We start from the raw sequence: 11,196 nt of genomic DNA, 5'->3' as shown, positions 1-11,196 counted from the left end.
TAAGGATTATGAGCTGTATTCAGAGATCAGCGAAGCAATGATTTATGGTTCTTTGATTCGTCTGATGGTCAGACGACTAGCTGCTTAAGATTTCCTTTATAAATTAGCTCTTACGTAACTCTTCTTCAGCAGCTTTCCGTTCGGTAATATCTTCAAAAGTGCAAAGGATGCCGACCACGTTTTCTTCACCATCATGGAGTGGAACTTTGTTACTGTCTATCCAAGACGGTTTACCATCCGCCTTGAGCATTGATTCAATGCTGTGATATTCTGGCGTGTTTGTTTCCATAATTCGCCGTTCGCTATCCCGCAATAAGCCCGTTTTTTCTGTGAACAACAAATCGTAGTCGGTTTTTCCAACAATATTTTCTGGCTTGCCAACCCCTACTAGCTGTGCAAAATTCCAATTGCACCCCAAATAGACTGAAGTTCTGTCTTTCCAAAAGATAAATTGGGGGATGTTATCCATTACCAATTGCAGCATTTGTTGCGACTTTCGCAGTTGTTCCTCAATGTGCCTGCGCTCAATCATTTCGGTTTCAAGTTTGCGGTTAGCTATCTCTAATTGAGCTGGGCTAGGTAATGCTAGAGCTTTGGGAATTAAGGGCACTAAGCTTGCTGCTGTATAGACTGATATTCCAGCAGTTAGCGCTTTCATAAAACCAGCTATCCAATAAATCGGATGCCAAAGCGTCCACACTTCGATTAGATGAGTGGTACCACAAGAAATAATAAAGGTTCCAAATAATAGAAATATCCCTGCATAGGGTAAATCTTTTCGCTGGTGAACGAAGTAAAAGAGCGTGATAGGAATAGAGTAATAGGCAAGAGCGATTAGCACATCTGATATGATATGTAGCCCTACTAACTCTGGTTTCCACAAGTAACAATGTCCATGTGGAATAAAAGAGTTTGAACCCAAAAAAATCTGCAAAAATTGCAGCATATAGCTCCTACTACGTGTTCCTAATTTTTGCTCAACTTTGTAAACTTGTAGAGTATAAAAACATACAATTAACCTTTACATTTTTTCTCAACGAGAGAAGCTGAGAAGCCAAAATTCTAGAAAATTATGTTTAGTAATTAAAATTTTTAATCCCAGCCCATAGCCACGACAACTGTAATTTTTCTAGAAAACATACTCAATTCGCATAGCGATCGCCGTAATATTACGTATGCCAACTGGAAATGAATATCAATGTTTAACGATTGATAGGTTTTTCTACGCAATTGTTGTGTTGAAAAAGGTCTCTGGCGTCAATGTATAAAATCAATAAATTAAACGGGGGTTCATTTGTCAAGAGAGCGATTGCTGAAAATTAGCTAGAAAATTACCGACAAAATGCTCAATCGGAGTCGCTGCGGCGCTAAAACACTCAAAGCTGGGCTTTCTTGCTATAAAAAGAAGAATCACCTTCCGATAATCATTCTTAGAATGCGGCTAGGAAGGATAATGATTTTAAATTCGAGAGCGATCGCTATGGCTGGAACGCAGTGAGTAGCAACCGTTCGGCACACTGGGGTAGATTGTAAAGCTATATTGCAACTCTTGTAAAAAGATTTAGAAATCTGCCAAGCCCGTGTCAGAACCTTAACCTAGAACTTTAAAGGAATGTTGCAAGGGAAACGTCATGGATAAAATGCAAAAGTATCGCTTCGTCTGTACTCTCTCCTTTGGCGATATCTATGGGCAAATCATCGTTTGGCTGATTGTCATCTTCATTAGTCTCGCCTCTGCACTAGCGCTGTGGAGTACCACTCGGCAAATTTACGCCCTAATGACTGTTGGACTCATCCTCGTGCTGTCTCTGCCGTTCTTGCTCTTTGCCTTCGTGACTACGTTGTTTAACCACATTGAGGTTTCTGCAATGGATATCCAGGACACCACTGAGACCGTTGGTGGCAGTTTACCCAACCAAAACCCTGCCCAAGTGACTAGTTGAAGAGCCATCAGTCTTTGGTCAACACTGAGAACTGAGGACTGAGGACTGAGGACTGAGGACTGAGGACTGAGGACTGAGGACTGAGGGCTAAGGACTGAGGACTGAGGACTGAGACGCCAGAACTGGTATTAGGACTAAAAAGAATGAGAACTGAGGGCTAAGGACTGAGGACTGAGGACTGAGGACTGAGGACTGAGGACTGAGGACTGAGGACTGAGGACTGAGGACTGAGACGCCAGAACTGGTATTAGGACTAAAAAGAAATTTATGAAGAACTTCCCCGCTTTGTGGTGGGGAAGTTTTTATTTGCGTCAGCATGGATGTAAGAATTCCAAAGAGCGGATCTTAAAGATGCTTGAACACGATGTCGTGATTGTGGGAGGTGGATTAGCGGGGTGTCGCGCCGCCTTAGAGATTGCCCGCACAGAACCCAGCTTAGATGTAGCGCTGATTGCCAAAACTCACCCGATTCGTTCCCATTCGGTCGCCGCGCAGGGGGGTATGGCGGCAACGCTGAAGAATGTAGACCCTGAAGACAGTTGGAAAGACCACGCTTTTGACACCGTAAAGGGATCTGACTACCTGGCGGATCAGGATGCGGTGGAAATCCTCACCCGCGAGGCTCCAGACACGATCATCGACCTGGAACACATGGGAGTATTGTTTTCCCGATTGCCGGATGGTCGGATTGCCCAGCGGGCTTTTGGGGGGCATTCTCACCGGCGCACTTGCTATGCAGCGGATAAGACGGGTCACGCGATTCTGCACGAACTGGTGAATAATCTCAGGCGTCACGGCGTCCGCATCTACGATGAGTGGTACGTGATGCAGCTGATTCTGGAAGACGCCCAGGCGAAGGGTGTGGTGATGTACCAGATTCTGGACGGGCGAATTGAGGTTGTACGGGCGAAGGCGGTGATGTTCGCCACGGGCGGCTATGGCAGGGTATTTAACACCACCTCGAATGACTACGCCTCGACGGGGGATGGGTTGGCGATGTCTGCCCTCGCCGGGGTGCCGTTGGAAGATATGGAGTTTGTGCAGTTTCACCCGACGGGCTTGTATCCGGTGGGAGTGCTGATTTCGGAAGCTGTGCGGGGTGAAGGCGCGTATTTGATCAACGCTGAGGGCGATCGCTTCATGGCGACTTATGCCCCCAGTCGCATGGAACTCGCTCCCCGCGATATTACTTCACGAGCGATCGCGCGAGAAATTCGTGCCGGAAGGGGCGTTCATCCCGATGGCAGCGCCGGTGGTCCCTTTGTCTATCTCGACTTGCGCCACATGGGGCGAGAAAAAATTATGAGTCGGGTTCCCTTTGCTTGGGAAGAAGCTCACCGATTACTCAGCATCGATGCCGTAGATCAACCGATGCCCGTGCGCCCTACGGCTCACTATTCAATGGGCGGCATCCCCGTCAATACCAGCGGTCAGGTGAAAAGTGGCCCAGATGGTTTAATTGACGCTTTCTTTGCCGCTGGAGAAGCTGCTTGTGTCTCGGTTCACGGGGCAAATCGATTGGGCAGTAATTCCCTGTTGGAGTGTGTGGTTTATGGCAGAAAAACGGGGGCAACGATCGCGCAATTTGTCCAAAACCGCAAGCTGCCCGAACTGGATGAGCAACCCTATCTGCTAGAAGCTCACTGCAAAATCCAAGCGCAACTAGAACAATCGGGTCAATACCGGATTAACCAAGTGCGTCAAGCCTTCCAAGACTGCATGACTGAGTATTGCGGTGTCTTCCGCAGCGAGGAATTGATGCGCGAAGGTTTGAACAAGCTGCAACAGATTCAGCAGCAATCCCAGGATATTTACCTGGATGATAAAGGTAAACTCTGGAACACTGAAGTCATCGAGGCGCTGGAACTCCGCAGTTTGATTATTGTCGGACAAATGATTCTGACATCGGCGCTCAACCGTCAAGAAAGTCGAGGCGCTCATTACCGCGAAGATTATCCTGAGCGTGATGATGAGAATTTCCTCAAGCACACAATGGCTTTCTATTCTCCAGCCGGGATCGATTTGCGCGATCGCCCGGTGACGATTACCATGTTTGAGCCAAAGGAACGGAAGTATTAAGTGATTAGGTGGAAAGTTTGCAAGTTCATAACCTGCCGACTTTCCACCTGCCCACAGGCGTGCTGGCTGCGAATGGGGGATATATTGCGATCGCCTGTCATGACACTCCCCAAATAAATTTATGTAGATTTATTAATTTCTTCTACCCACAGTTAGATGTATAATTACTTAACAATGAAGGGGAGTAGCTGCTAGCGAAGAATGATGCTAGCCCATCTGAATCAACATACTGGCGATGAGCCTGGTTCAGGTGACAAGCGAAAGAAACTAAAAATAAGCGCCTAGTCGCTGAACTAATTGTTTCAAACCTTGGGAGCGAGACCTTCACCGAGTTCACATCCGATGTGAGCTGCTGGTGAAGTCCCATGTACCCTCCAGAAAGCTCACTCAGATGCGATAGGTAGAACATTCTGAGGAGCTTGAGAGGATGCTGACAGCTTTTACTGCCGGTTTATTATTCATCACTTTTTCCGAATTAGGCGATAAAACCTTTTTCATTGCGGTAATTCTGGCAATGCGCCACTCCCGACGCCTGGTATTTGCAGGAGTCGTGGCGGCATTAGCAGCAATGACGGTTCTGTCGGTTCTCTTAGGACAAGTGGCATCTCTACTCCCCAAGCATTATCTTCATTTGGCGGAAATTATTTTTTTTGTTGGCTTCGGGGTGAAGTTATTGTACGAAGCAAGCCAGATGCCAGCAGGACCAGACTGTGAAGAAGCCGAAGAAGCGATCGCCACGGTTAAAGAAGCTGAGTCGAAAATGCCAAAAAAGAAAACTCCTTGGGCGATTGTACTCGAAGCCTTTATGCTGACATTTGTAGCAGAGTGGGGCGATCGCACTCAGATTGCCACAATTGCTCTAGCTGCGTCCCAGTCGGCTGTAGGGGTTACGGCTGGGGCTATTGCGGGGCATAGTATTTGTGCAGCGATCGCTGTTTTGGGGGGTCGGATGATCGCCGGACGAATTTCCGAGCGATTAATTACAGCAATTGGGGGCGGCTTGTTTTTGCTGTTTGGAGCGATCGCCTTATTGGAAGGAAATTAAAAATTAAAAATGCCTGCATTAAAAATTCTGTTTTTTGATGAAAGCATTTTTAATTCTTAAGACCCAGGTTAAGGCGTAGGGCTGGGAGATACAGAAGGCGAAGTCGTAGGTGAAGTCGTGGGCGCAGTCGTGGGCGCAGCCGTGGGTGCGGGTGCGTCAGCCGCCAGTTGTTTAATTTGGTCTTTGACTCTAGCTGGAGCTAGAGCGATCGCCGTATTGAATAGGGGTTTAGCTTCGGCGATTTTGCCTTGTTCTCGCAGCACCAGTGCCTTCGCTAGCACCGGACGAAAATCCTGTCGATTGCCTTTGATGGCGTCATCGTAGATAGCGATCGCTTCCGGATAGCGCTTTTGCTCAACGTAAACCTTGCCCAACTCCAACTGCACCGAAGTGACATCGACGCTACCAGGTTGAACTTGATTCACTTGGGGAGCAGTTTTCAACGTGTCTTGCAGCAAGCCAATCGCTGCTTCCGGACGGTTTTGTTGTACCAGAAGACTCACAAGACCTTGCAGGGCGTTCATATCTCCCGGTTTAGAAGTCAAAATCGAGCGATAAGTTTGGGCAGCCCCTTCGCGATCTCCTGTTTGCTGTTTAGCTTGTGCAAGTAAAACTGCGTATTCACTTTGATCGGGATTCAGCTTTGCCAGTTTGTCCAAAGGTGCGATCGCGCCTTTGACATCGCGCATTTTTAGCCGCGCTTCCAACAGTCCCCGCAGTGCCGTTTGATTCTGCGGTTCTCGCTGCAAAACCAGTTCGTACCCTTTCGCCTGCGCTTCCAGTTCCGCTTGATTAGGTACCCCTGCCGACTGAGTCGGTGTTGGGGTTGCCCCAGTGGTAGGCTCTTGACCGTCAAAAACAATACCCACCAACGGAATGATGGATAATCCGACAAAGATCAACACACCCAGCCCTAGGACTAGATTAATAAACCAGCGATTGCGCTTTTGGGACACACGACTGCTCTGAACTCTATTGCCATTATCAAACACAATCTTATTTTCCACTGTCACACTTGGCAAACCGCATCACTGTCTCCACGTTTTAAAATAGTGGCAGCATCGAACCGAACTTGATAAGGTGTAAGTGTTTTTGCTGAGTGCAAAAACATTACGGATCTACCAGTCGTATCACCGCATTCAGTACAATGAGCTGACTGACTCCCCCCAAGGGGATGTGTCTCCGCCGCGAGGAGTATTATGAGTCCTTCTGTAAATCGGTTCTCCGAATTATCCCAGTCTTCTGGCGATCCTAAGCCAGAACCACCACCCCTATCCAGTCCGCCAACGCCAGCGGATACAGCGTCAAACAGCGATTTGGAACAAACAACTGAAGAGAATCCTGCTGTCACACGACAGCAACCCATTCCTCCCCCTAGCGAACCCATGCAATACCGGGCCATTGGCCTAGTAAAGGGTAAGTACACGTCCTCCGACGAGCAATTTACGCGAGGAATGCTGCTGGCAAGCGATGGAACAGCCATCGATGCCGTGCTATTAGGTCGGGTGATGAGTTTAGTCAAAAATCACCTGAACTTAGAGCAGGAACATTTATGGGTTGTCTATCCCCGGATGCGACAAGAAGACGGCAACTTGCACGTCCAGATTGTGGGCGTTTGGGAGCCGGAAAGGTTGAACCAGCCGTCGTCTGACCCAGAAGCGGAAACAGCCCAATCGTCCGAACCCACGCATATTCAAAGTGAAGAGTCGGCGGCGAACGATGGCTATTTTTCGATTCGCGGGGAAGTGATTTTTCAGTCGCGGGAAGAAGAAGAAGGCATCATCGTCAAGATTAAGCAGTCTCCCCGCAAGCAGGAAGACACGCCTAAGTTTTTCAAGTTGAAACTCAATGGTGTGGTTCAAGAAAAGGCAGTCGGTCATTTCATGGATTTGCAGGTGCAGCGACAGGGGAACTCCCTGGTAATTCAGGAGAGCCAGGATATTGGTCGCCTGCCTCCTAGAAAGATTCCGGGCAAGAAACCGTTTCGAGGAGGTGGAGGTGGGCGTCCTCCCAACAGAAAGCCAGGAGGAGGAAGCCGAGAGCGTCCCGTGCGTCCAAGCGGAGAAAGACCCGCAGCGATCGCGCCCCCATCCCCCAAACGCAAGGAACCCTTGCCAAAGCCAGTTAAGCGCTCTTCCCCGCCGCCAGAATAAACTGGCGGTTAGTCATGAGTCACTGTGATGAGTTACACCTAATAACGAATAACGAATGACAAATGACTAATCTAGGGAAATTTGAGAACCCCATCGGTCTTGGGGTAAAAATGAGCGATCCAGTGGAATGGGGGCAACAGGTTCGGTGAGGGTAAATGTCCCCGCCTCAATCCATTGCTTCAACTCCAGCGCTACTTGATTAGAAAAAAATAGGCTGACTAAGGGGGCAACCCGCACGGGTTTGCCCTCTATTGTGATGCGTCCCGTCTTCAGCTGGGCGTAACTCACAAGCCCAAAAGTGGGACGGACGCGCCGAGGAATCGAGAAATCGACAACCGGCGCAACGATCTCCTTGTCTTGCACGGCACAATTGGCGACGACTTGCTCTTGTAAAACGGGCAGTGGGATACCAACGCCGAGCATCATAGAAGGGCCATAATTTTTGAAGTAACAGCCGCGCACCCAGCGAGAATTCATTTGTTTGGCGTCTCCCATTAAGGCAAGGGTAGCCGCCGGACCAACAGGCGTTCGATTTGGCAACCGCTTTTGTAAGGGGAAGTGTTGGGTGCCTTCCCACGCTACATAGCCAACGCCGCCGCCTAAGAAAATCCGAGTGCCAATCCCGATCGTTTGCAGGTCTGGATCGTTCAGGAGGGGAGAAATTGCCCCAGCGTTTGAGTAGACGGCATTCGCGAGACGGGGTTGCAGCGGGCCGAGGTAAGTATAAAGCGGGCGATCGCCTCCATTCACCCCGACGATAAAATTTTGGTATAGATTGCGGGGATTATATAGATAAAACTGGTTAATCGTGTCGCGGGTGATGGTTGTCTCAAAGGAAGCACGAGGGTAGCAGTCCGTCCCTTGCCCAATGGCGCGTAGTTGCACCGTTTTCCCAGCAATTAAATCTTCAATCACATGACCGCCGCCGCGTTCTCTAGATTCCTCGCCGTCTAGGGGTTCGCCCGTACTCCGATATTCCACCATCTGGGTTGCTCCCAGATACAGATCCACTGCCCCAAAGCCAGAGTAGGCTAAAACCCCATCTAACCAACAGGAGCGAATTTTAATTGGGGGATCGGTGTGTCCCAGGTTAATAATCGCCCCCGAAGACTCCATCGGCTCGAAAGTGCCGGTGGTAATGACATCTACTTGCTTCGCAGCTTGGGTGACTCCCACTTCTGCCACCCGTGCTTTTAATTCTTCTATTGTCCACACCACTGCACGCTGGTGGCTGATTTTGTCGTTAATTTCGGCAAGGGTTCGCATAGGGAAGGTTGAAGGGTCGGACTTTTGCTCATCCCTAGTTTCCACTATTGCGATGCCTCGTGGGGCGACGCTTTTGGGAGGTTAACGGTATGTGTTGCTGTTCAGATTGCCGATGAGTCTATCGCCGCCAAGTAACTAACTAAATCAGTTTGGCTGGAGAAATCCAGCAGCGCTTCCGCCAATCCCTCTAATTGAGGAATCGATAAACCGCGAATCTGTTCTTGCACTTCGGGATTGATGTCACCAAATCGTAGCCTGAGCAGCCGCAAAATTAGCGCCACCTCTCCTTGTTGCAGACCTCGTTGCTCGCCCTTTTGGAGGATGTCTTGATAGATAACAGATTCCTGCATAATTTCCTTTCGGAATAGTTGTTGAATCAAATCTTTTTTAAACCGCAAACCAGCAAGAACCCCGGCACAAGCGAGGATATTCTGTCGCTCGGTGGTTTTCTCGATCCTAGCGACCCCAGTGGCGACTTGCTCTAATAAGGCTCTGGGTGAATCGCTGCGGGCTAAGGTTGCCAGGGGTAGGAGAGCCGGGTTTGCTAGCAGTGGGGTGGGATCTTCCTCCCACATACGGATGACTCGATATTGATGTCTGGTGTTTGTGTCTGTGTACTGCTGTCGAAAGACGAGTTCTGAGGTAGTGGCTTGCAAAAAGATTGCTATCTGCACAATTTCACACCCATATTGCCGCTTCAGCCGCGTGTAGTAGTCGAGCATCCGGAAGTCGAGGGGCGGAGTTGATTGCGCCGAGGTTTGAAATTCCAGGTGCAAGATTTGGTTAGCGACTTGCAGGAAGATGACAGAATCGGCGCGAATCGGTTCCAGACTGAGTTCGGTTTTGATTACCTGGATGTCTGAAGCTTCAGATGACAGTAGCCACTTGGCAAATTCATCTGGGTAGTTCTCAGCGAGATACTTGCAAGTGTTGTCGTATTCCAAGAGGGCAATTGGAGAAAGTCTTATTATTCTCTCATCGGAGGTTACTAACTAATCGCGATCGCTACTTATCGCTACTTCTTCCCTTTACCAGTCACATCATTAACATTCGCCTGATTCTCGTTATCAAGATTAGGCTTGTCATTAATGGATGACTTCCCTTCCGGCAACACCACAGTTTCTCGCTCAAATTCAGCAGCTTCATGAGACGTTGCTATACCCTCTGGATCAAAATCTGCTTCGCGCTGACTGCGCCATTGATCGAGAACATCTTTGAATAAGACTTCTTTGAACCAAATCTGACCAACAACGGTTAGCGGTAACGCCAAGACCAACCCTAAAAATCCAAAGAATGTGGCGAAAAATACTTGAGCAAGTAACGTTACGGCTGGTAACAGCGACACCTGTTGAGCCATAACGTAGGGTGTTAAGAAATTGCTTTCAACCTGCTGAATAAAAAAGTAAAGACCGAACACAGCCAAGCATTTCCAAGGAGCCTCCAACAGCGCGATCGCCATTGGTGGAATGACACTAATCGTCGGGCCAAGATTGGGAATCAAATTTAGCACCCCTGCCAAAATCCCTTGAGCCAGCGGTGACGGGATTCGCAAAACCGACAAGCCAATCATACTCATCAGCGCAACTACACTCATGCTGATGAGAGCGCCTCCAAGCCATCGCCCTAATGACACCTCGCATTGGTCCAAAATCCCATCCACGCGCCGCCGATAAAAAGAAGGAAATAGCCGCACAAATCCCTTGCGGTAAGCTTGGGGATTTGCTAAGAACATTCCGGTTAAAACCAGCACCAGCAAAACGTTGAGGATAATCCCTAAAGAGCTGGAGAAAAAGGCGACCGAACTGCCCAATAGCCGATTGATTAAGGGCTGTACTTGTTGGCTTATGCTCTCCACATCGGGTAGGTACGGTGTCAGCTGGCTAGGAAGACCCGTTCTGAGGCGATCTACCCAAAGATTCAAGCGCTCAAACCCTCTAGGAACCCGTTCTGTGAGTTCTTGAAACTGGACGGTAAAGGGCGGCACAATCAGCCAAAAAAAACCGACAATCAGAGCTAATAATAAGACAATCGACGCCAGGATCGCGATGCCATGTTTCATTCCCGATCGTTGCAGCCGCCGCGCCAATCGGTTTAAGGCAGTCGCCAACACAACGGCGGCAAACACCAACAGCAACACCTGCCGAATTTGCCACAAAACATAAAGAGAAACGACTAAGACGAATAAGCCAATCCACTGACCTAGATTCACAGGTGTTGACTCCGAGCTGACATAGGCTGTAATTGCCGTTTAATGCAGCTAGATTAGCCGATTTTGGCAACTTTCGCATGGGTTGAAAGTAAGGTTTGAATAGCTACCAAGCGTCAACTGCTTCAGTGTTTTTACGTAAGCTGCTCTACTCAGATAAGTATTGATTGATACTTAAAATACAACTTAGTCCAGTTGGCGATATTGTCGCGATCGCTGCCAGAAGGTCACAGCCATAATCAGCGTTGGCAGAAACACAACTATCAGCACTAGGGCTGGAGTTGCTGGAATTGATAAATAGGGACCACCGTACTTAATTAAGATTGACAGTGCCGCTGAGGCAAATAGCACTTTAAGAATGAATCCAACCTGAGTTGTCATACAACTTAATAAACAAAGACTAAAGTACGGCTATACGGATGCTTGTAGGGGTAGACACCGAACCCAGGCGATCGCATCCCCTTTTTTACAATAGCTTTTAGAGCCTCACCCTGTTACCAATTT

12 protein-coding genes and 1 pseudogene are annotated in these 11,196 nt (G+C 48.7%); 6 read left to right on the top strand and 7 right to left on the bottom strand.

Features of this window, described 5'->3' with window-relative positions; genetic code table 11:
- Window positions 1-88, top strand: a pseudogene (locus tag H6F52_RS26330) (IS5/IS1182 family transposase); the annotation flags it as partial.
- Window positions 89-103: 15 nt separating this feature from the next.
- On the opposite strand, the gene H6F52_RS25965 reads toward H6F52_RS26330, so the two are convergent.
- The gene (locus H6F52_RS25965) at window positions 104-946 is read right to left on the bottom strand and encodes a PAS domain-containing protein (protein WP_190531887.1); all 843 of its coding nucleotides are present in this window, start codon (window positions 944-946) and stop codon (window positions 104-106) included.
- A gap of 685 nt (window positions 947-1,631) precedes the next feature.
- Between H6F52_RS25965 and H6F52_RS03320 the strand changes: the two genes are divergently transcribed.
- Window positions 1,632-1,943, top strand: a complete 312-nt coding sequence (locus H6F52_RS03320) for a hypothetical protein (RefSeq protein WP_190412006.1) — start codon at window positions 1,632-1,634, stop codon at window positions 1,941-1,943.
- Window positions 1,944-2,030: 87 nt separating this feature from the next.
- Here the strand turns inward: H6F52_RS03320 and H6F52_RS03315 are convergent, their stop codons facing one another.
- Window positions 2,031-2,261 carry a hypothetical protein gene (locus tag H6F52_RS03315; protein ID WP_190531885.1) on the bottom strand — a complete coding sequence of 77 codons (231 nt, stop codon included), beginning with the start codon at window positions 2,259-2,261 and terminating at the stop codon, window positions 2,031-2,033.
- 33 nt (window positions 2,262-2,294) lie between these two features.
- Between H6F52_RS03315 and H6F52_RS03310 the strand changes: the two genes are divergently transcribed.
- The 3 genes from H6F52_RS03310 (at window position 2,295) to H6F52_RS03300 (ending at window position 5,067) form a co-directional block, all read left to right on the top strand.
- Window positions 2,295-4,022: a succinate dehydrogenase/fumarate reductase flavoprotein subunit gene (locus tag H6F52_RS03310; protein ID WP_190531883.1), complete on the top strand. Its 1,728-nt coding sequence runs from the start codon at window positions 2,295-2,297 to the stop codon at window positions 4,020-4,022.
- An 8-nt stretch (window positions 4,023-4,030) separates the two neighbouring features.
- A complete protein-coding gene (locus tag H6F52_RS03305) occupies window positions 4,031-4,186 on the top strand; it encodes a hypothetical protein (RefSeq protein WP_190528032.1) in 156 nt (51 codons plus the stop codon).
- Window positions 4,187-4,449: 263 nt separating this feature from the next.
- The gene (locus tag H6F52_RS03300; protein ID WP_190531881.1) at window positions 4,450-5,067 is read left to right on the top strand and encodes a TMEM165/GDT1 family protein; all 618 of its coding nucleotides are present in this window, start codon (window positions 4,450-4,452) and stop codon (window positions 5,065-5,067) included.
- 68 nt (window positions 5,068-5,135) lie between these two features.
- Here the strand turns inward: H6F52_RS03300 and H6F52_RS03295 are convergent, their stop codons facing one another.
- Window positions 5,136-6,023, bottom strand: coding sequence for a tetratricopeptide repeat protein (locus H6F52_RS03295; RefSeq protein WP_190439593.1), 888 nt, complete (start codon window positions 6,021-6,023; stop codon window positions 5,136-5,138).
- A 243-nt stretch (window positions 6,024-6,266) separates the two neighbouring features.
- Here H6F52_RS03295 and H6F52_RS03290 point away from each other — a divergent pair, with 243 nt between their 5' ends.
- Complete coding sequence (locus tag H6F52_RS03290; protein ID WP_190439596.1) at window positions 6,267-7,220, top strand: hypothetical protein; 954 nt, start codon at window positions 6,267-6,269, stop codon at window positions 7,218-7,220.
- A 66-nt stretch (window positions 7,221-7,286) separates the two neighbouring features.
- Here the strand turns inward: H6F52_RS03290 and H6F52_RS03285 are convergent, their stop codons facing one another.
- The 4 genes from H6F52_RS03285 to H6F52_RS03270 all read right to left on the bottom strand — a co-directional run bounded on the left by H6F52_RS03285 (window position 7,287) and on the right by H6F52_RS03270 (window position 11,073).
- Window positions 7,287-8,486 (bottom strand): homocysteine biosynthesis protein, encoded by a 1,200-nt coding sequence (locus tag H6F52_RS03285; protein ID WP_190412013.1) that lies wholly within the window; start codon window positions 8,484-8,486, stop codon window positions 7,287-7,289.
- Window positions 8,487-8,587: 101 nt separating this feature from the next.
- A complete protein-coding gene (locus H6F52_RS03280; protein WP_190531879.1) occupies window positions 8,588-9,430 on the bottom strand; it encodes a DUF4351 domain-containing protein in 843 nt (280 codons plus the stop codon).
- A gap of 71 nt (window positions 9,431-9,501) precedes the next feature.
- The gene (locus H6F52_RS03275; RefSeq protein WP_190428982.1) at window positions 9,502-10,695 is read right to left on the bottom strand and encodes an AI-2E family transporter; all 1,194 of its coding nucleotides are present in this window, start codon (window positions 10,693-10,695) and stop codon (window positions 9,502-9,504) included.
- Window positions 10,696-10,878: 183 nt separating this feature from the next.
- Window positions 10,879-11,073 (bottom strand): hypothetical protein, encoded by a 195-nt coding sequence (locus H6F52_RS03270; protein ID WP_190531877.1) that lies wholly within the window; start codon window positions 11,071-11,073, stop codon window positions 10,879-10,881.
- Between the last annotated feature and the right edge of the window lie 123 nt (window positions 11,074-11,196).

Source organism: Coleofasciculus sp. FACHB-542, from assembly GCF_014695825.1.
Lineage (GTDB): Bacteria > Cyanobacteriota > Cyanobacteriia > Cyanobacteriales > FACHB-T130 > FACHB-T130.
This window is presented reverse-complemented; position numbering and strand designations above follow the sequence as displayed.